Annotated in this window: 16 protein-coding genes; 5 read left to right on the forward strand and 11 right to left on the reverse strand. The window is 56.0% G+C overall.

The window, feature by feature from the left end; translation table 11 throughout:
• Nucleotides 1-6: 6 nt before the first annotated feature.
• Nucleotides 7-864, reverse strand: coding sequence for a 4-(cytidine 5'-diphospho)-2-C-methyl-D-erythritol kinase (gene ispE / locus BQ2657_RS12000; RefSeq protein ID WP_075580828.1), 858 nt, complete (start codon nt 862-864; stop codon nt 7-9).
• Nucleotides 865-1,125: 261 nt separating this feature from the next.
• On the opposite strand from ispE, the gene BQ2657_RS12005 reads away from it, so the two are divergent.
• Both BQ2657_RS12005 and BQ2657_RS12010 read left to right on the forward strand, forming a co-directional pair.
• Nucleotides 1,126-2,004, forward strand: coding sequence for a YitT family protein (locus BQ2657_RS12005; protein ID WP_075580829.1), 879 nt, complete (start codon nt 1,126-1,128; stop codon nt 2,002-2,004).
• Nucleotides 2,005-2,070: 66 nt separating this feature from the next.
• The gene (locus BQ2657_RS12010; protein WP_075580830.1) at nt 2,071-3,363 is read left to right on the forward strand and encodes a Na+/H+ antiporter NhaC family protein; all 1,293 of its coding nucleotides are present in this window, start codon (nt 2,071-2,073) and stop codon (nt 3,361-3,363) included.
• Nucleotides 3,364-3,406: 43 nt separating this feature from the next.
• On the opposite strand, the gene gltS is transcribed toward BQ2657_RS12010, so the two are convergent.
• The 5 genes from gltS to leuS form a co-directional block, all read right to left on the reverse strand.
• The gene (gene gltS, locus BQ2657_RS12015; RefSeq protein WP_075580831.1) at nt 3,407-4,612 is read right to left on the reverse strand and encodes a sodium/glutamate symporter; all 1,206 of its coding nucleotides are present in this window, start codon (nt 4,610-4,612) and stop codon (nt 3,407-3,409) included.
• A 21-nt stretch (nt 4,613-4,633) separates the two neighbouring features.
• The gene (gene holA, locus BQ2657_RS12020) at nt 4,634-5,701 is read right to left on the reverse strand and encodes a DNA polymerase III subunit delta (protein WP_075580832.1); all 1,068 of its coding nucleotides are present in this window, start codon (nt 5,699-5,701) and stop codon (nt 4,634-4,636) included.
• Nucleotides 5,702-5,714: 13 nt separating this feature from the next.
• Entirely contained in the window at nt 5,715-8,030 is a 2,316-nt protein-coding gene (locus BQ2657_RS12025) for a DNA internalization-related competence protein ComEC/Rec2 (RefSeq protein ID WP_075580833.1), read from the reverse strand.
• Between the two features lies 1 nt (nt 8,031).
• Nucleotides 8,032-8,649, reverse strand: coding sequence for a ComEA family DNA-binding protein (locus BQ2657_RS12030; RefSeq protein ID WP_075580834.1), 618 nt, complete (start codon nt 8,647-8,649; stop codon nt 8,032-8,034).
• Between the two features lie 143 nt (nt 8,650-8,792).
• Complete coding sequence (leuS, locus tag BQ2657_RS12035) at nt 8,793-11,282, reverse strand: leucine--tRNA ligase (protein ID WP_075580835.1); 2,490 nt, start codon at nt 11,280-11,282, stop codon at nt 8,793-8,795.
• Between the two features lie 155 nt (nt 11,283-11,437).
• Between leuS and BQ2657_RS12040 the strand changes: the two genes are divergently transcribed.
• A complete protein-coding gene (locus BQ2657_RS12040; RefSeq protein ID WP_075580836.1) occupies nt 11,438-12,139 on the forward strand; it encodes a metallophosphoesterase in 702 nt (233 codons plus the stop codon).
• A gap of 16 nt (nt 12,140-12,155) precedes the next feature.
• Nucleotides 12,156-12,935 (forward strand): prolipoprotein diacylglyceryl transferase, encoded by a 780-nt coding sequence (gene lgt, locus BQ2657_RS12045; protein WP_075580837.1) that lies wholly within the window; start codon nt 12,156-12,158, stop codon nt 12,933-12,935.
• Nucleotides 12,936-13,118: 183 nt separating this feature from the next.
• Here lgt and BQ2657_RS12050 read toward each other — a convergent pair whose 3' ends face one another.
• From BQ2657_RS12050 to BQ2657_RS12060, 3 genes are read right to left on the reverse strand one after another with little or no spacing between them, the layout of a single operon-like run.
• A complete protein-coding gene (locus BQ2657_RS12050; protein WP_075580838.1) occupies nt 13,119-15,395 on the reverse strand; it encodes a hydratase in 2,277 nt (758 codons plus the stop codon).
• A gap of 21 nt (nt 15,396-15,416) precedes the next feature.
• Nucleotides 15,417-16,682 (reverse strand): SLC13 family permease, encoded by a 1,266-nt coding sequence (locus tag BQ2657_RS12055; RefSeq protein WP_075580839.1) that lies wholly within the window; start codon nt 16,680-16,682, stop codon nt 15,417-15,419.
• A gap of 21 nt (nt 16,683-16,703) precedes the next feature.
• The gene (locus tag BQ2657_RS12060; RefSeq protein ID WP_075580840.1) at nt 16,704-17,846 is read right to left on the reverse strand and encodes a 2-methylaconitate cis-trans isomerase PrpF family protein; all 1,143 of its coding nucleotides are present in this window, start codon (nt 17,844-17,846) and stop codon (nt 16,704-16,706) included.
• Nucleotides 17,847-18,181: 335 nt separating this feature from the next.
• Here BQ2657_RS12060 and BQ2657_RS12065 point away from each other — a divergent pair, with 335 nt between their 5' ends.
• On the forward strand, nt 18,182-19,090 hold the full coding sequence (locus tag BQ2657_RS12065; RefSeq protein ID WP_075580841.1) for a LysR family transcriptional regulator: 909 nt from the start codon (nt 18,182-18,184) through the stop codon (nt 19,088-19,090).
• Nucleotides 19,091-19,252: 162 nt separating this feature from the next.
• On the opposite strand, the gene BQ2657_RS12070 is transcribed toward BQ2657_RS12065, so the two are convergent.
• Both BQ2657_RS12070 and BQ2657_RS12075 read right to left on the reverse strand, forming a co-directional pair.
• A complete protein-coding gene (locus BQ2657_RS12070) occupies nt 19,253-20,029 on the reverse strand; it encodes an ADP-ribosylglycohydrolase family protein (RefSeq protein ID WP_075580842.1) in 777 nt (258 codons plus the stop codon).
• 12 nt (nt 20,030-20,041) lie between these two features.
• Nucleotides 20,042-20,794, reverse strand: a complete 753-nt coding sequence (locus BQ2657_RS12075) for an exodeoxyribonuclease III (protein WP_075580843.1) — start codon at nt 20,792-20,794, stop codon at nt 20,042-20,044.
• Nucleotides 20,795-20,857 lie beyond the last annotated feature (63 nt).

A 20,857-nucleotide genomic window follows, 5' to 3' on the forward strand; every position in this document is an offset into this window, starting at 1 on the left:
ATACTTTTACTCCTCCTGCACCGTGTGTGCCAATTCGATTTGTATATCCAGATGATTTTCCTGCAGCTCCGCTCCAGCCCCGGCTGCTCTTTCCCGATCCGGGAAGATGCCGAACAGCGTGGGGCCGCTTCCGCTCATCATGACTTTTTCTGCGCCCAGCCGGGAAAGTTCTCCGGCAAGAGCCTGGAGCCGTGGATACCGGGCAAGGGTGACCTGTTCCAAGTCATTGGCCATGCTCTCCAAAAGGGCTTCCCGGCTTCCCTGGCGGATGGCCCGTTCCACTCGGTCGATATCGGCAGTCTCCCGCCGGTCCACCCGGTCGATTTCGCCGTAGACCCAGGCCGTAGAAACCCCCAGGTCCCGGGGTTTCACCAGGACCAGATCCAGCCGGGGAGCCGGCGGCAGGACGGTCATCTCTTCACCCCGCCCTCTGGCCCGCTGGGTCCCTCCCCGTATACAGAAAGGGATATCGCTGCCCAAGGCTGCTCCCAATGTTTCCAGCTCCTCCTGCTCCAGGGGACAGCCGCTCAAGGCATTAAGGCCTCGGAGGACCGCCGCTGCATCCGTACTGCCGCCTGCCAGCCCCGCCGCCAGGAAGATCCGTTTGATGCAGATCAGGCGGTACGGGACCGGCTGACCGGTCCGCTCTGCAAAAGCCCGGGCCGCCTTCACCATTAGATTGCTGCCGTCGCAGGGCAGCTGGGGATTGTCCGTCTCCACCCCGAAAGTTTCCGCTGGTACAAAGGTGATGCTGTCTGCCAGAGAAATGGACTGCATGATCATATCCACCTGGTGGTAGCCATCCGAGCGCTTGCCCAGGACGCTGAGTCCCAGATTGATTTTTCCATAGGCTGTTTCCTTCATTTTTCACTCCCTCTGTCCGACCGCTTTTATCCTGCTTCTCTGCTGCCAAAGCAAAGCCCCTCGATCAACGGTTCCGCATATGTATCCTGTATCCACTTATTGTATCGTGAAATGGTCCTGCCCGCAATAGTTCACAAGTGTTTTTATGAACATTTTTTCAAATTTTTTTCACGAACGTTCTTTATTTATAATTTTCTGCCTTCCTTTGCCGAAAAATGATACAATAGAGGCATATTCCATCGGTGGGAGGAGGTCCCGTCTGTGAAAAAACTGATCATCCGCTATTTTATGACGGCTCTGGGCTGTCTCATCATGGCCCTGTCCATCAACTGCTTCTTCATCCAGCACCGTTTCCTGTCCGGCGGGATATCCGGTGTCTCCATGATCCTTTACTATCTGACTGGCTGGCCCCCTGGCATCACCAGCCTGATCTTCAACATCCCGCTTTTTTATATTGCCTGGAAATACATGAGCCGCCAGTTCTTCATCGACAGCGTCATCGGGACTGTGCTGTTTTCCCTGGCCCTGGACGGCACCGCTTTCGTCCAGGCGTATGTGACTGTCCCGGATAAGCTCCTGTGCTGCATCGCCGGTGGGACCCTCAGCGGACTGGGCGGTGCCCTGGTCTACCGGTCCGAAGCCTCCACAGGAGGGGTGGATATCCTGGGTTTCCTCACCAAGAAATACTACAATATTGCCGTAAGCACCACCAATTTCCTGTTTGATACGGTGGTCATGATGGCCGCCGTGGTATTCCTGGGGCTGACGCCAGTGCTCTACAGTATGGTGCTGTTCTTCATCACCTTCAAAGCCACCAACGTGTTCATGGTGGGCTTCGATTACAAGAAACAGGTCATCATCGTCTCCACCCATGCCGATGAGATCGGCCAGCGGATCATGGATGAAGTGAACCGGGGCATCACGGTGCTCCATGGGGAAGGAGGCTACACCCTGCAGCCGCTGCGGATCATCCTGGTGGTGGTGAAGCTCACCCAACTGGCCCACCTGGAAAAGATCATCAAAGAAGTGGATCCTGTGGCCTTCGTGACCATCCAGGACGCCAACAACGTGTTCGGTCGGGGCTTCACCCAGCCCAATCTGGATCTGGAAGAAGAACAGAAGCTGCGCCGGGACTTGTAGGATGCTTTTCTTCGCTGCAAATATAGAAAATCAAAGCTGTCATTCTCCTGCGGAAAGGATCACCTTATGGAAAACCGTGTACTGCTGGCATTCTGCCTGATTCTGTTTCTCTTTATCCTCTTCCAGGGCCCTCTCCTGGGAGCTCTTTTCCTGGGTTTCCTGCTGTTTTCCGGCTATGCCCTCTGCCAAGGCATTCCCCTTCCCCAAGTCCTTGCCATGGCCTGGAAAGGCGTCCAAGGGGTCCGGACCATCTTTCTGGTCTTCCTGCTGATCGGCATGCTTACCGGAGTCTGGCGTTCTTCCGGGACCATCCCTTATCTGGTGGTCCTCTCTGCCCATTTCATCCATCCGGCCTATTTCCTGCTGCTGGCATTCCTGTCCAACTGCCTGATTTCCTTCCTGCTGGGTTCTTCCTTCGCCACGGCGGCCACCATGGGCGTGATCACCATGAAAATCGGCCTGAACCTGGGGATCCCGCCCCTGTATACCGGCGGTGCCATCCTTTCCGGAGTTTATTTCGGAGACCGGATGAGCCCGGTTTCCACCAGTGCCATGCTGATCAGCGTCTTGACGAACACGGATATCTACCGGAACATCCGCAACATGGCCCGTTCGTCCCTCGTCCCCTTTCTATGTACCTGTGCCGTCTATCTTCTCCTGGGCTTCCGCTCCGCCTCCGGGACGCTGCCGGCAGAAGACGGGCTCCAGTCCCTGGCCACGCTCTATACTTTCTCTTCCTGGCTGCTCCTGCCGGCGTTTTCCATCCTGCTCTGCAGCTTCTTGCGGATCCCTATCCGGTACAACATGGTCATCAGCATCTGCCTGGCCGCCCTGCTTACCCTCCTGATCCAGAGCATGTCCCCTGGAGAAATGCTGGAGACCATGATTTGGGGCTATCGCTCCCCCCTGCCGGAATTGGGCCCCATGATCAACGGCGGCGGCATGGTCTCCATGCTGCGGGTAGGAGCCATTGTCTGTCTTTCTGCGTCCTACGCAGGGATCTTTGACGGTACAGGACTCCTGGACGGCCTGAAAGAAAAGTTCCTGGAACTGGCACGCCACTGGGGCGAAGCACCGGCCATTACCCTGGCCGCTCTCTTTACCTCCCTCATCGCCTGCAACCAGTCCTTCTCCATCATCCTGACCCATCAGCTCTGTCGGGCATTCCGCCTTTCTCCAGAAAAACTGGCCCTAGCCCTGGAAGATACCACGGTGGTCCTCTCTCCTCTGGTCCCCTGGTCCATCGCCTGTGCTGTGGTCCTGGACTCCACCGGTTCTCCCAAGAGTTCCGTATTCCTGGCCTGCTACCTGTATCTGATTCCTCTCTGGGGTCTGGTCAGAGCAAGGAGAAAAAAATGAAGAAGGGGTTGCTGCACGCAACGTGCAGCAACCCCTTCTTTTTTTATCGATTGATCAAATTGATGAACACCATCAAGATCCCAGAATTGCAGAAGTCGATGAACATGGCTCCCACCAAAGGCACCGCGAAGAATGCCCGGGGGGCCGGACCGTAATTGGACGTGATGGCACTCATGTTGGCCATGGCATTGGGGGTAGCTCCCATCCCGAAGCCGCACACCGCCGAGACTTCCACAGCTGCATCATAATCCTTACCCATGGCATTGAATACCACAAAAGTGGTATAGAGTGCCATGAAAATGGTCTGGGCCACGGCAATGATGAAAAGAGGACCGGCGATATCGAACAGTTCCCAGATCCGCAGGCTCATCATGGCCAGGGACAGGAAGATGTTCAGGCTCACATCCCCCACCGTCCCCAGTTCCTGCATGGGGACCAGCAGGCTCCCGTGGGAATGATCGGAGATATTCCGGATCACCGCGGCCACCAGCATGGATCCGATGTAACCGGGGAAAGTCAGCCCCACACTGGTGAAGAACTTGCTCACCAGGGTCCCCAGCCCCATGGCCACCAAGATTTCCCCATAGGCCAGCATGAATTTTTCAGCCGTCATGACCAGAGGGGCATTCTTTTCCATGCTCCGGGCTTTTTCCAAAGATTCATCCTCATCTTCCTGGGTGCTGTGGAGATGATATTTCTCCAGCAGCCGGTGAGCCACCGGACCGCCCATCAGGGATCCAGAGATCAGGCCGAAAGTAGCCATGGCAATGGCCACCGTGGTCGCCCGCTCCGCTCCCATTTTTTCCAGCATGGGCCCAAAAGCCCCGGAAGTACCGTGCCCGCCCACCAGAGGGATGGACCCGGCACACAGTCCCAGAAGGGGATGGAGGCCGGTGATCTTGGCCAAGGCCACCCCCAGGATATCCTGGAAAGTGATCAGGACAGCACAGACAACAGTCAGGACCAGGACGTCCCGGCCCCCCTTTTTCAGCAGTACATAGCTGGCGCTGAACCCTACGCTGGTAAAGAACATATTCATGAAAAAGCTCTGCTGGACCGTATCCAGCTTGATGGCTCCAACTCCGGATTCAAACAGAGCCAAGTTGAGCAGGGCGAAGAGCACGCCTCCGATGACCGGGTTAGGGATACAGTACGTCTGGAGGAACCGGATGTTCTTTTTCAGCAGCTTCCCCAGATAGTACAGTAAAATCCCCACCGCAAGGGTTTGATATGAATTCAATGCAAGCATCTTTATGCTTTTCCTCCTTCTTTATCTTTGACTGATCAGAGCGATCAACACTTCCTCGAGCCGCGCCCAGGTACGTCCTCCCTGACGGGATTCCGCAGCCAGCCTGGCAAGCCGGACCATGCATGTTTGTAAGGATTCAACAGAAAAAAGATGGCTGTGCTGCATGGCCAGTTTCACCCCATAAGGATGCATTTTCAGAGCAGACGCGACTGCCTCTTGCTGAGCACCTTTCCCCATCATTTCCTTTACCTGGAGCAGGCGCCGGAGGGAAGCAAAAAGACGCAGGATCAGGACCGATAGGCCTTCACTGCCGTTTTTCTTTTTTTCTTCCTGTAAAAGAGTCAGGACTTTGTCCAGTTTCTTTTCTTCCACCGCATTGCCCAGGGCAAAGCCGGAAATTTCCGGCAGCTGGGAAAACATCTGCGTCACATCGTCTGCCTGCCACAGTTTTCGTTTCCCTGCATACAGGGCGATTTTTCCGATTTCCTGCTGCAAAAACAACAAGGGGACCGGGTCGGCAGCCGACACGTATTCCTGGATCAGGTTGATGGCCTCCGGTGTGAACCGGGCGCCATAGGAATCCGCCTGGGTCCGAAGCCAGGGCTGCAGCTGATAGGGGCGAAGAGGGGAACATTCTACCACCGGGGCCTGTTTGCTCATGGTTTTATAGAAAGCTTGTCTTTTGTCAAGTTTTCCGCATATATAATAAACAAAGGCATAATCCGGCACATCCGTCAACAGCTGGATCAGCTCATCGACGGAAGTGGAACCCTTCTTTTTACCCTTCACACCTGCCCTGCGGCTTCCCGTTTTTTCTTTCTCAGCCAAAATCTTGGGGTCTTCCAGGACCACCCAGTTCTGGCCGCCGAAAAAAGGGACGCTGTTGATGGCTTCTCTCAGTGCTTCAAGCTCAAAGTCCCGTTGAAAGATCCATTCGGTGGGTTCCTCCCCGGAAGCGAACGCTTTTTCCCGGAAGGCCTTCCCGATGGCTTTCTTGAAATACTCCTCCTCTCCCCAGGCGATGACAACGTGGGGACACGCTGGATTTTTCCGCAGATTTTCCAGAAACACATCTGCTGTTGTATTCACATCTGATTCACTCCTAGAAACAATCTTGTTGCCAGCGATAACTATACCATACTGGACCCCATTCGTCAAAAATCACTTTGATGGCACCTTCCTGATCCGTCCGTGCCAAGGGGATCCCGAATTGTTCCAATCTGTCCAGGGTTTCCGGGTGGGGATGGCCGAACCGGTTCCTTCTGCCGGCGGAAATCACTGCCAAACGGGGAGCCGCTGCAGTCAGGAATTCAGCTTCTGAAGAAGTCTTTGAACCATGGTGGGCTACTTTGAGCACATCGCTCCGGATGGGCTTTTGGGCCGCGGCCAGTTCGGTTCCTGCCGGAGCATCTCCGGTAAACAGGATGCTGCGGCCTTGGCAGCTCACTCGGACGATGGCAGAGTTTTCGTTCTCCTCACCTCCCTCGTTCTGTGTTTTAGGTGCTTCCACGATTTCTAGTATACTCTTTTTTCGCCGTATTTTCTGGTTTGTTTGTATTTTATATACAATTTTAACGTTTTCTCGCAATTTTCTATCGTATAATACATTTTTCACGTATTTACTGCCTTTTTCCTGTGTAATCATCAGTTCATTCACAGGTAACCACCGTACCAATCCGGCCAGTCCTCCGGCGTGATCCTGGTGTCCATGGCTTAAAAGGACCAAATCCACTTTTTCAGCTCCCAAATAGCGGAGGAAGGGGACCAAGATCCGTTCCCCCGGATCGAATTTCCCATTCAATCCCCCCGTATCCACCAAGATGATCTCCCGCTCCGGTGTGACCAGGACGGCGCAGTCCCCCTGCCCCACATCCAGGAAATAGGCCGTAAAAGGCTGCTGCCGGAAGCGGGGAAGCAGCATTTCCAGGCAAAGAGCCGTACCGGCAGCAGCCAGGGTCCAGCGGCGGAGTCTTTCCCGTCGGGGCAGGAACCAGCCTTTTCCCAGGAGACCTATGACCAGCAGGAGATACAAAGGCCAAAGCCAAGGGCTGGGCGATCCGGTGACCAGTTGGGTCCCAGGCAGCTGGGCGATCCATTTCCCGGCCCAAAGGGCAAACCGCAAGAGACAGGAGACCCCTGCCAGCACAGGCCTTGACAGGAAATCCAGGCCGGCCATCCCTAGGAGCGCTCCGACTGTACTGCCGGTCAGGCAAAAAGACAGCAGGGGGACCAGGAGCAGGTTGGCCAGCAGGGAAACCAAAGAAAGCATATGGAAATGGTGTACCAGAAAAGGCAGGCTGAGCAGCTGGGCACTGATGGGGACGGCCAGTCCCCGTGCCAGGAGGCCGGGAAGGAAATGCTCCAAGCCTTCTGCTGCTGGCTGCCGCAGTGTCATCAGCCCCAGGGCTGCGGAAAAAGACAGCTGGAACCCCGGATCCAAGATCCACCAAGGATGCCAGGACAGCAGCAGGATCCCGGCCAGACCCAGGAAAGCCGTGCTTTCTGCCCTGCGTCGGCCGGTCTTTCCCCATAAAGTGCCCAGGCCCAGGATGACGGCCCGGCAAACAGAGGCCCGCAGGCCGCACAGGACCCCGTATCCGGCCAGGATCAGCCCCAAAAAGGGCAGAGCCGCTTTTCGGGGGATCCGGAGAAAAGAAGCTGTGCCGGTCAAAAGGCCCAGCAGCAAAGCCACATGGCTCCCAGATACGGAAAGGAGATGGCTGAGGCCGCAGCGTTGGAACAGCCGCAGGACTTCAGGGGAAATCTGGCCGCTGCCCCCCAGCAGCATGCCCTCCAACAAGGCACTTTCTTCCGGAACCATGGACTGCCGCAGTGGTCTCCGGAACGCTTCTCCCCACAGCCAGATCCGATCCTGCCAGGAAGGCACAGCCGTGAGGATCTGGAAATGATTCCCGTCACTTTGGAGTTTTCCCCCTTCCCCTTGGATGGCAGCCCGTTCTTCCGGACGCTGGCAGCCTGGATTGTAGAAACCTTCTGGAGGCAGGAATGATCCGGTCACCTGGACCCTGCCCACCTGCAGGGGGAAAGAGGCTTTTTGCAGGAACACCCGGACCCGGCCCCGTTCTTCGTCTAGCAAGAAAGCCATCCCTCCCTGCCGGGTACGGACAACGGAACCGGGAACCACCCGGCCGGTCATAGCGACAGTCCGTCCCTGGAGGGGAGCCATCCGTCGGGCAGCAGGGACCCGCAGCCCAGCCTGCAGCCCTCCGGCGCAGAACAAACAGCCTAGGAAGGCCAGCTGGAGGAGGGCCTTTCCTTTCCGGCGGTCCCAAGCCCCTGCTGCCAGAAGGAAAAAGCCCAGAAGGCCCAAACTCCAGTACTGCCAAGGACTGGCAAGGGTCAAACCGGCCCAAGTCCCGGCAGCGTACCCCAGACTTCCTTGAAGGACCAGATTCATGTCACACCTCCACCCATTCCCGGAGCTTCTGGAATTTGGCTGGCCCGATGCCGGAAACCTGCTGGAGGTCTTCCGCCTTCCGGAAAGGCTGCGTCTTCCGATATTCCACGATCCGCCGGGCTAGAGCCGGACCGATGCCAGGCAGTTCCGTCAGTTCTTCGACCCCCGCCTGGTTCAGATTGATCCTCCGGGCTGCGCCCTGGCCTGGACCATTCCCTGCCCCGGCAGAGGGGACAGCTTCCCGGCTGCTGGGAGCTGTCCCAGCCTTTTGGGCTTTTTTCTTTAGGAAAGGCACATTGATCTGGCAGCCATCCTTGCACTTCCTGGCCAGGTTGACTCGAGTCAGGTCCGCTTCTTCCGTCACACCCCCCGCTTCTGCCAGTGCCTCCTGGAAGCGGATGCCGGGCGGCACCTGGTAGAGCCCCGGTTCCTGGACCGCCCCGCTGATGTAGATGGTGATCCGGGGAGGCTTTTCTTTGGTTGCCTTTTCCTGCTGCACCACAGCTTGGGGTTCTGGCCCCTCCGGCAGAGCCTTTCTTTCCTGCCAGATACTGCCTCCCACACAGACAAAGACAAGGGCCAGGACCACCAGCCATTTCTTCTTTTCCCATGGATCCATCGAGAATCCCTCCTTTTGCAATGATCATAAGGATGCCTTTCGACATCCGAAGAGGAACTCCTTCCTAGGTGGAAAAAGAGCGGCAGTAAGTGGAAAAAGATGCAGTAAAGGGGGCTGTTGCGTATGCAACAACCCCCTTTGTCTTACTTCGCTACGATATTCACCAGCCGGCCGGGAACGGCGATGACTTTCATCACTTTTTTATCCCCGATGGCGGCCTTTACTTCGACCTGTTCCAGGGCCAGGTTCCCCAGGTCCTCTTTGCTGATTTCCGGAGCAGTCATGATCCGAGCCTTGGGCTTCCCATTTACCTGGATCAATACTTCCACCTCTTCCACCTTGATGGCTTCCGGATCGTAGGTGGGCCAGGTTTCCTTATGGATGCTGGTCTCGCTGCCCATGGCGTCATGCCACAGTTCCTCGGTGATGTGAGGAGTGAAAGGAGCCAGCATCAGCAGCAGTTTGGAAATGGCTTCGTACACCAGCCCGGCGTTCACCGGTTCCGCCTTTTCCCGGTACGCATACAGGGCATTCACCAGTTCCATCAGGGTGGAAATGGCGGTGTTGAAATTGAACCGCTTGTCGATGTCCTCGGTGACCTTCTTGATGCTCACATGGAGGATGTGGCGCAGTTCTTCGTCTGCTTCGTTCAGGTTGGCCGTATCATAGGAAGTGACCTTCTGGGCCAGTACATCCTTGAAGTAGTACACGATCCGCCATACCCTGTTCAGGAACCGGAAGGACCCTTCCACACCCTGGTCACTCCATTCCAGTTCCCGTTCCACAGGAGCGGCGAACATGATGAAGAGGCGGGCGGTATCGGCCCCGAACTTCCCGACGATTTCTTCCGGAGAGACCACATTCCCCAGGGATTTGGACATCTTGGCCCCATCTTTGATCACCATGCCCTGGGTCAGCAGGTTGGTGAAGGGTTCATCCGCTTCCACCAGGCCGGCGTCGTGGAGCACCTTCATGAAGAACCGGGAGTACAGCAGGTGCAGGATAGCATGTTCGATGCCCCCGATGTACTGATCCACCGGCATCCAATGATTCACAGCCTCTTTGCTGAAGGGAGCCTTGTCATTGTGGGGATCCGCATAGCGCATGTAGTACCAGGAAGAGCACAGGAAGGTATCCATGGTGTCCAGTTCCCGTTTGGCCGGGCCGCCGCATTTGGGGCAAGTGCAGTTGACGAACTGTTCACTGGTGGCCAGAGGAGACTTGGCCCCAGCATCGAATTTCACATCCAGGGGCAGCTTCACCGGCAGATCCTTTTCCGGCACCAGCACTTCCCCGCAGTGCGGGCAGTAGACCACCGGGATGGGGCAGCCCCAATACCGCTGCCGGCTGATCAGCCAATCCCGGAGACGGTAGTTGATCCGCCGTTTCCCCAGGCCCTTTTCTTCCATATAATCGATGATGGCCTTCATGGCCTTGTGCATTTCCATGCCCGTGAAGGGACCGGCATTCACCAGGACTCCGTCCTTTTCCTCATAGGCATCGGTCATTTCTTCCAGCTTCAGTTCCTTGTCCTTGGGCTGCAGGGTCAGGATCTTCTTGATGCCGTATTTGGTAGCAAACAGCCAGTCACGATGATCCCCGGTAGGTACGCCCATGACGGCGCCGGTGCCGTAATCCACCAGTACATAGTTGGTGATCCAGATCTGGACCTTTTCCCCAGTCAGTGGATGGATGCAGTCCACCCCGGTGTACATGCCCAGCTTTTCCGATTCGCTGGAAGTCCGTTCAATATCGGAGGTATTCTTCACTTTGTCGCAGAAGGCTTCCAATTCCGCCTTCCGGGGATTGTCCTTCAACAGTTCTTCCACCATGGGATGTTCCGGCGGGATGACCACGAAAGTGACCCCATAGATGGTGTCCGGACGGGTGGTATACACGTTCAGTTTCTTGTGGAGGCTGGGGACCTCGAAGCCGAATTCCAGGCCTTCGCTGCGGCCGATCCAGTTCTTCTGCATGGTCTTGACCCGTTCCGGCCAGCCCGGCAGTTTTTCCAGGTCATCCAGCAGCTGCTCCGCATAGTCGGTGATCTTGAAGAACCACTGGCTCAGCTGCTTTTTTTCCACCGGCTGGTGGCAGCGCCAGCATTTGCCGTCTTCCACCTGTTCGTTGGCCAGCACCGTGCCGCAGGTGTCGCACCAGTTGACGGAAGCTTCCTTCTTCACCGCCAGGCCCCGTTTGTACATCAGCTCGAAGAACCATTGGGTCCATTTGTAGTAATCTTCTTTGCAGGTGATTACCTTCCGGTCCCAGTCATAGGACAGCCCCAGTTCCTTCAGCTGCCGGGTCATGTTGGCGATGTTCTCCATGGTCCATTTCGCAGGGGGGATATGGTGTTTGATGGCGGCATTTTCCGCAGGCATGCCGAAAGAGTCGAAGCCCATGGGATGGAGCACATTGAAGCCCCGCATGGTCCGGAACCGAGCCACTACATCACCGATGGAATAGTTCCGTACATGGCCCATGTGCAGGTTGCCGGAGGGATACGGGAACATTTCCAATACATAGGATTTGGGCCGAGGATCCTCATTGCTGACCTTATAAGTCTGGTTCTCTTCCCAATACTTTTGCCACCGAGCCTCGATCTCATGTGGTTCGTACTTTTCCTTAAACATGAACATACCTCCTAAAAAGAAAACCCCTCTGAAACACCTTGCATAAGTTCCCTGGATTCAGTAACATATGAGTATTACAGTGGTTTTTATCATGTGCAATAGATTCATTATATATTTCGCGTCTCATAAAGTCAACGCAGGAAGGAGTGGGAACTATGGCGATCTATGCCATGGGAGATTTGCATTTTTCCGGAGAACCGCCCACCAAACCCATGGAAGTGTTTGGACCCCAGTGGCTGGGCCACCGGGAAAAAGTCATCCAATATTGGAAAGGAACCGTCAAAGAGGGGGATACCGTCCTCCTGGTGGGAGATACCTCCTGGTCCATGGACCTGCCGGATGCGGTGGAAAAGGACCTAGGTGTCCTGGCCGCCCTGCCGGGAGATCTGGTGATCCTCAAAGGGAACCATGACTATTGGTGGTCTTCCCTCACCAAGATGCAGCAGGCTCTCCCCCCCAAGGTCCATTTTCTCCACAACACTTTTTATTTGAAAGGAGATGTGGCCCTATGCGGAACCCGGGGCTGGAATCTGCCCAGCATGCCCGGTTTCGGAGACCATGACCGGCTGATCTACCAGCGGGAATGCCAGCGCCTGGAACGGAGCCTGGCAGAAGCCCGGGAAGCCGGAGCCAAGCATCTCATCGCCGCCCTCCACTACCCGCCTTTGTACAAACCAGATGAAGTCACAGGCTTTACGGAACTGTGCCGGGAATATCAGGTAGAACAGTGTATCTACGGCCATGTCCACGGGGACGCTGCCCATTTCCTGAACCTGTTCCAAGGCGTCCAGGATGGCACCCGCTACCGGCTGGTGGCAGCAGATTACGTGAAATTCCACCTGGTGAAGATTTTATAGACAGAAAGGAACCATCGTGCATCAGTATCTTTTTTTCATTGGAAATTTTCCCATCCGCATGTACGGCCTCATGCTCTGCACCGCCATTTTCATGGCCACGGCCACGGCTTATTTCCTGGCCTGGCGGGACGGCCGGGGCTGGGAAAAGTACTTGCCGGACATCGGTATCTACGGCGGCTTCTGCGGGCTCATCGGCGCCCGGCTCTGGGATGTGTTCTTCTTTGACTGGGGATACTACAGTGATCATCTGCTGGAAATCCCCTACGTATGGCAGGGAGGCATGGCCATCCAGGGAGGCATCCTGGGAGGCGTCCTGGGAGGAGCCGTCTACTGCTGGCGGCACAAGGTGGACTGGATCGATATGCTGGACGTGATCTGCCCCTCTCTTTTCATCGGCCAGAGCATCGGCCGGATGGCCAATCTGCTGAACGGAGATGCCTTCGGGGCCCCTACGGGAGGTGATTTCGGCATCCTGTACCCGGCTGGCACCCTGGCCCGGAACACCTACGGGGCGGTACCCCTTTGGCCGGCAGAAGTCTGGGAAGGACAGATCGACGTGATCCTTTTTGCCCTGCTGCTGCTGTTCCAGACTACCCGGCCAAAAAAAGGTCAGCCCTGCTGTCTGTATGTAATGCTTTACAGCCTGCTCCGCTTCTTCCTGGAATTTCTCCGGGGAGACTATGTGGAGCCCATGCTGTGGGGACTCAAAAGCGCCCAGGTCACTGCCTTGGTGTCCTTTTGCATAGCCCTGCTCCTCTTTGTGTGGGCGGGGATGAGAAAAAAAACGGCAGCCTGACAGGCAGCCGTTTTTTTCTCAGTATGACGTCAGACCGGCCCTCCGGGCCTTTCAGACACGGCCCAAGAGGCCTTCAGCCATCAGCTTAGTACGACTAAGATCCACGTCCAATCTTTTTATCGCCAAACAAGCTGACATCTGACTTCTGAAAGGCCCGCAAGGGCCGATCTGACGTCTTTTATTTCATTTCTTCCGATTGTAATTGATCAAGCAGCCGGCCTTGATGATTTCTTTTTCTTCCTGGGTCAGGGGTTTGATATAGAGAGCCAGTTCCACAGGGCCCTGTTCCTTCAGTACCCAGGCCCGGATCTGGTCCAGATCCCCTTCCAGGGCTTCCCGGATCCCCGGCACATAGATCCAGTCTCCTACGCCAAATCCTGTAGGTTCTCCCTTCAGATGGAAGGGCAGCATCCCCCAGTTGATCACATTGCTCCGGTACCGCTTGGTGGCGTAATCCTGGGTGATGTTGGCAAGGCCCCCGATGACCCGCTGGCAGCTGGCCGCCTGTTCCCGGGCAGAACCATCCCCCGGACGGGTTGCATAGACCAGAGAGCCGATTTCCGTATTGGCCAGAGAGGCCTCTCCCGGCAGACCCTGCATCTGAGCAAAGACCTTTTCCAATTCCGGCAGCTCCCTACCTGCTTCCCGAGCCAGTTCCAGTTCCTTCACTGCCTTGGTCCGGCCCACATATTCCGGATCCCGGCGGGAGAGAGTGAATTCTGCCAGCCCCAGAGGATTGGATCGGTAAGAAGAGGTCTCCCCGGAAGGGATCAATTCGTCAGTGGTGGTCACCGGGTCCAGGATCTTGGAGCACACCTGGAGCAGCACATTTTCACCCAGTTCCGGCATTTCCGGCCAGTCCTTGATATTGGGGCCGTAGAACAGCTTCTGTTCCGGTTCCGGTTTGCCGAATCCGTTGTAGACCCGTGCTTTGTAGGCACTGTCGTCGAAATGGTACGCAGGTACCTTGCCGAAGACCTCGCCATATTCCTCGGCAGAAGTCAGCCGTCCATTGTTGGCAGCCGTGGCCGCAATGCTCCGGGCATCCATGAGCGCCACAGCGGACATCTGCCCCTGCCCCGGTTTAGACCCTTCCCGGTTGGGGAAATTCCGGGTATTGTGCCGGATGGAAAGACCGTTGTTGTTAGGGGTATCCCCTGCCCCGAAGCAGGGTCCGCAGAAAGCGGTCTTCACCACTGCGCCGGCGGTCATCAGATCTCCCAGCACGCCTTTTTTCATCAGATCCATATACACTGGCAGGGAGGAAGGATACACATTCAGGGCAAATTCTCCGGAGCCGATGGCTTTCCCCCGCAGGAGATTGGCCGCTTCCACTACATTGGAGTAATTTCCTCCGGAACAGCCTCCGATGACTCCCTGCTGGACCTGGAGCTTCCCATCCCGGATCTTGTCAGTGAGGGTATAGGGAGCCCGTCCCTGGGACACTTCTTCCGCTTTCTTTTCCGTTTCTCGGAGGATGTCTTCCAGGTTGGCGTTCAGTTCGTCGATGGTGTAGGCGTTGGAAGGATGGAAAGGCAGGGCAATCATGGGCTTCACCTGGGACAGGTCTACCTGGATGCAGCCATCATAATAGGCCGCTTCTCCCGGGTTCAGTTCCCGGTAATCGGCTTCCCGGCCGTGTTCCTTCAGGAAAGCCTGGGTATCCTCATCGGTCCGCCAAATGGAAGACAGGCAGGTGGTTTCCGTGGTCATCACATCCACTGCATTCCGATAGTCCGTGGACATAGTGGAGACCCCAGGACCCACGAATTCCATGACTTTGTTCTTCACATAGCCGTTCTTGAACACCGCCCGGCACAGGGCCAGGGCAATATCCTGGGGCCCTACCCAGGGCTGGGGCCGTCCGGTCAGGTATACAGCCACCACTTCCGGGTATTCCGTATCCCAGGTATCTCCCAGAATCTGTTTGTCCAGTTCCCCGCCCCCTTCGCCTACGGCCAGGGTCCCCAGAGCCCCGTACCGGGTATGGGAGTCGGAGCCCAGGATCATCTTCCCGCAGCCGGCGTGCATTTCCCGCATGTACTGGTGGATCACGGCCACATGGGGCGGTACGAAGATGCCCCCGTATTTCTGGGCGGCGGTGAGGCCGAAGAGATGGTCGTCCTCATTGATGGTCCCTCCTACGGCACACAGGGAATTGTGGCAGCAGGTGAGCACATAGGGCATGGGGAAATGGTCCATGCCGGAAGCCCGGGCAGTCTGGATGATCCCTACATAGGTCAAATCATGGGAAGTCAGGGCATCATAGCGGATCTTCAGATGGTTCGGGGACCCGCTCACATTGTGGGCCTGGAGGATGCTCCAAGCAATGGTCCCCTTCCGGCCATCTTCCTTATCCAGTTTCCGGCCCAATTTCTGTTCCGCCAAGGCCTTGTTTTCTTCCGGGATCAGATCCCGGCCGTTCAGCAGATAAGCACCTTTTTTAAACAATTGGATCATTTCATTCACCTCATTGAAAAATTACTGGAACAGTCCGCCCAGATTGAATACGTGGAGAGCCGCCATGAGCACATTGACCCCCACATTGGCCACGCTGAGCAGGAAAAGGGTCCGGAACATGGTGTTCATTTCATAGATGGTGGTTTCTTTGGCCGCCGAGTAAGAGGACATGATGATGGCTCCACCGGTAGAAAGCGGGCTGATGGCCGCTGCAAAGGAAGTGGCGGTGATGGCGGAAATCAGTTCCACATAGCCGACGCTGCCTCCAAAATTCCCGGTAATCTGATGAGCAATGGGATACAGGGCCGGCATCACCACGCCAGTGGTGGAGCTGACCCAGGACAGGATCCCGGAAGTAGCAGCCATGATGGGCACAGCCGTGGATGCGGTCATGAAAGAAGCCAGGAAATCAGATACCAGTTTGATGCCCCCCAGTTTGGTGATCACGCTGACCAGCATCCCCACCCCGCAAATCAGCATCAAGGTGCCCCAAGGGATCTGCCGGATGGCTTGTTTTTCGTCAGCGCATTTCAGGAGGATCAGCACGGCAGCCGCTACGAAAGCGAAAAGCCCCGTATCCATCTTGAAGCCGATGCAGAAGATGACCATCACGGCGATGGCTGCCATGGTGATTTTTTGTTCCCGGTTGAAGGCAGGGATATCCGACAGTTTCAGGGGATTGTCCCCGTTCACCTTGTACCCTTTGTACAGCAGATAGACAACCACCGTGAACACAAAGCCGGACAGCAGGGTGGTCAGGAACAGATGGAGGCCGAAGCCGTCGATGCCATAGGGTTCCGAAAGGTTCCGGGCCAGGATCCCGGTCAGGGACAGAGGGGACGCACAGCCGGCGTTGGCCCCTAGTTTGGCATAGAGGGCTGTGGCCATGGGGTTGATTTTCAGCTCAAAGGCCAGGTACACGGCGAAGGTGGTCATCAGGATCCCAGCGGCAATGTGTCCGGGACCGATGGCTGAAATGAACGCACTGAGTACAAACATCAGGATGGGGATCAGATAGGTCCGTTTCCCCACCAGGGCCACCACTTTTTTGGAAAACAGGTCCAGGGTGCCGTTGGCGGAAGCCATCCCGAATAGAAAGGTAACACCCACCAAGGTCACGAACATGGAACTGGAAAACCCGCCCACGATGGTCTTTACAGGGACCCCTCCCGCCATGCCCAGCAGAAAGGCAGCCCCTACAGAGAAAAATCCGATGTTGATTTTTTTGATGAACCCTACGGCGACCACCAGGGCCAATACCAGCAGGGAAATGACACTAAAATCCATAACCATTCTCCTTTTTCTGAATCAGACTCGTACCCGAGCCAAGCCTTCCAACAACAGGTTGGCCGTCCGGTAGCCGAAGGTATCCACGATTTCCGGCACGGGTCCATTTTCCTTCCAGTCTACGCCGCAGGGCAGGATGCCTCCGGGATGGCCGATCCGGATGTTCTTCAGGTCTCCATCCGGACGGAATACCCGTTGGACCAGAGTGCCGGGGACCGCTGCAGCTGCTGCGGTGCACATAGCTCCTGTCATGGCATAGCTGGGGTGGGCCTTCTGCATGGACATCATACGAGCCGTCAGATCCACTTGATCCTTCCGGACGGTTTCCCCAGCAGAAGTGGTGTAATCTGCCGACGGTGCCACCAGGGTCATCTTGGGCAGGCCCGGTGTCACCCAGGCTGCTTCTTCCGATTTTTCACAGAGTCCCAGTTTCACCGCCGCCAGCCCCCGGATGGTTTCCAGCAGCCGGAGCAGTTCCGGATTCCCGTTGATGGCATCGGGCAGTTCCGTCCCGGCAAGGCCCAGATCGGAAGCCCGGACGAATACCAGAGGGTTGGCCGCGTCCACCAGGGACACTTCCAGGCTTCCTTTTCCTGGTACTTCCAGCACATCCACCGGATTCCCAGTGGGCAGCAGGCCCTTCCCCAAAGTCCCAGCCGGTTCTACGAACTTCAGTTTCAAAGGAGCTGCTGTCCCAGGCACTCCCGCGATCCGGAAATCTCCGTCATACTGGACCTGTCCGTCACGGGTGGGAACTTCTTCCTGGATCACCTTGCCGGTGTTGGTATTGTAGATCCGCACCAGGGTGGTGCCTTCCAGAGCCGGCACCAATTTCTTTTCAATGGCAAAGGGCCCTACCCCGGAAGAAATGTTGCCGCAGTTCCCTCCATAGCTGACCACAGCCTTGTCCACGGAAACTTGGGCAAACGTGTAATCTACATCCGCGTCAGGCCGGTCCGATTTCCGGAGGATGGCCACCTTGCTGGTCACCGACTGGCTGCCTCCCAATCCGTCGATCTGCTTTTTGTCCGGACTTCCCATGAGCCGAAGCAGCAGAGCATCCCACTGTTTCCGGTTGGCCGGAAGATCTTTTTCCAGCAGGTAGACCCCTTTGCTGGTCCCTCCCCGCAGCAGTGTCACTGGCAGTTTATATACTTTCTCCATATTCTGTACCTCCCTGACTTCCTGAGCACCGTTCTTTTGTTGACTCTATGGTAGCAGAATTTTCAGAATGGGTTAAATTCATCTTTTTATAGTTTATTATGAATTTCATTCATGATATGGAGCAAGATATACTTCTTTGAGGAAGATTTCTGAACAGTTTCTTTTTGGGAAACAGCCCTTTTGTCACTTTTTTACGGTTCTTTTCCATCTCTTCCAAGAAAAGAAGGAAATTTTCATTTTTTCAGTGTAATAAAAGCAATTCATTGTTTTTATATTTACTATGGTTTTTAGGAATGGTTTGGGATATAATCGAAGAAAAAACCAAGGAGGATGCTATGGACTTCAAAGAACTGAATTATGTATTGGCCATTGCCCGGCATCAGAATATCACCAAAGCCGCAGAAGCCCTCCATCTTACCCAGCCCACTCTGTCCAAATTCCTGAAAGCCCTGGAAACAGAACTGCACCAGCCCCTGTTCCAGCGCCTGGGAAACAAGTACCAGCCCACTTACGCCGGTGAACGGTACCTCCAGCGGGCTCGGGAAATCCTAGAGGCCAAACGGGCCCTGGACCAGGAGATGGGAGATATCATCAAAAACAACGAAGGCTATCTGAAGATCGGTTTCCCCACCATGCGGGGCACCTATATGCTGCCCATCACCCTGCCCATTTTCCATGAGCGGTATCCCAATGTGCGGATCGATGTCCACGAAGCCAATTCAGAACACCTGGTCCGGCTGCTCCTGGATGGAGACATCGATCTGGCATTCTTCAACTATCTGGATCCGGAACCGGGACTGGCCACCACGGTGATCAGCCGGGAAGAAGTGGTGCTGGTGATGACCAAAGACAGCGAATTCACCCGGTACGGCCGGAAGAAGAAGGACTGCCGGTATCCCCATATGGATCTCCGGCTCCTGAAGGACCAGGGATTCATCGTCCAGAACTCCAGCCAGCGGACCCGTCAGGTGGTGGACCGTCTGTTCCGGCAGCAGCATCTGGAACCCCGGATCATCCTGGAAACCAAGAACATCCAGGCGGAAGCGGAGCTGGCGGCCCGGGGCTATGGATTCACCTTCATTACCGAAACCCATCTGAAGTACATTCCGGACCGGAGCCAGCTGGCCCTGTTTTCCGTAGGCAGCCCCAACACCACCGTCACCTTTGTAGCCGCCTACCGGAAGAATGGCTATCTCCCCTTCCACGCCCAGGAATATATCAAGATTGTGAAGGAGTTTACGTAAGAAAGACGTCAGACCGGCCCTCCAGGCCTTTCAGACACGGCCCAAGGGGCCTTCAGCCATCAGCTTTGTACGACTAAGATCCACGTCCGATCTTTTTATCGCCAAACAAGCTGACATCTGACTTCTGAAAGGCCCGCAAGGGCCGGTCTGATATCTTTTATTTCACTTCACTGCCTGAATCATCTCCGGCAGATAGAACTTCCTGCCTTCTTCCAGGATCTGTTCCGGGATACCGAAGAAAGGCTCGGCGATGCTGCCGGCAATGGCTGCCAAGGTATCCGTATCCCCTCCCAGGGACACAGCGTTCCGGATGGCATCTTCGAAATCTTTGGCTTCCAGGAAGCTCTCCAGCGCCTGGGGCACAGAACCGCTGCAGGTGGCGTCCCCCTGATAGCTGTCCCGGATTTCCTCCAGCCGGAAATCCAGGGGATAGTACGGGCGGAGATAGGTGCGGATCTGGTCTTGGGTCCTGTGCTGCCGGGCCAGGAACACCGCTCCCGCCACGGCCTGGGCAGCTCGGTAGGAATCTGGATGATTGTGGGTCACCTGGCAGGACAGGACAGCCAGCTGCCGGGCTTCTTCCAGAGTGGAAGCGAACCAGCCAGCCGGGGAGACCCGCATAGCCGCCCCGTTGCCGAAACTGCCGTAAGCCCCCATTTCCGGGTGGAAGAGCCAATAACGGAATTTGCCGCCGAACCCGGCGTCGGGATATTTCTGCCCGATGCGCCGCATTTCCCGAGCCAGGAGTGGCAGCACGGTATCCGCTGCCAGCAGTTTCCCGGCCTGTTGGGCCTCCTGGAAGGCCCTGGCCACGGCCAGTGTCATCAGGGAGTCATCCGTCGCCCGGCAGCCGGGAGCAAACAGTGGAAATCTTTTCCCCTTATGGTCCTTCCACTCATACACCGATCCCACAATATCTCCGATAAATGCCCCTTCCATGTTCCGGGCCTCCTATTTCCAGTCCAATTCCACCGGGCAGTGATCGCTGCCCAGCACTTCATTGTGGATAATCACATCCTGGATCCGTTCCTTTCCATTGGCAGACACCAGGAAGTAGTCGATCCGCCACCCGGCATTCCGTTCCCGGGCCTTGAACATGTAGGACCACCAGGTGTAAGCCCCGGTTTTGTCCGGATACAGGCTCCGGAAGGAATCTACGAACCCATGGTCCAAGAACTGTTGGAACTTGGCCCGTTCCTCGTCGGAGAACCCGGCGTTCTTGTGGTTGCTGTCCGGGTTCTTCAAGTCGATGGGCTGGGCAGCCACATTCATGTCCCCGCATACAATCACCGGCTTTTGTTCCGCCAGACCGGTGCAGTAGTCCTGGAAAACATCTTCCCATTCCATCCGATAGTCCAGCCGGGTGAGCCCCCGCTGGGAATTGGGGGTATATACGTTCACCAGGATGAAATCCGGGTATTCAGCGGTGATCACCCGTCCCTCCTGGTCGTGTTCCGCCAGGCCCAAGCCATAGGTCACCTTCACCGGTTCCTTTTTAGAAAAGATGGCAGTACCGGAATACCCCTTCTTCACCGCACTGTTCCAATACTCATGGTAGCCGGGGAAAGCGAAGGAAGCCTGTTCCCTCTGCATCTTGGTTTCCTGGATGCAGAAGATATCCGCATCCGCTTCTTTCATGAAATCTCCAAAGCCTTTGTTCATACAAGCCCGGAGGCCGTTTACATTCCAGGTGATCAGTTTCATAGGTATACCTCATTCATCGTTCATCGTTGGTCGTTCATCGTTCATCGTATCTGACGTCTGATG

Source organism: Acidaminococcus massiliensis (assembly GCF_900095825.1).
In the GTDB taxonomy this organism is placed as follows: Bacteria; Bacillota; Negativicutes; order Acidaminococcales; family Acidaminococcaceae; genus Acidaminococcus; species Acidaminococcus massiliensis.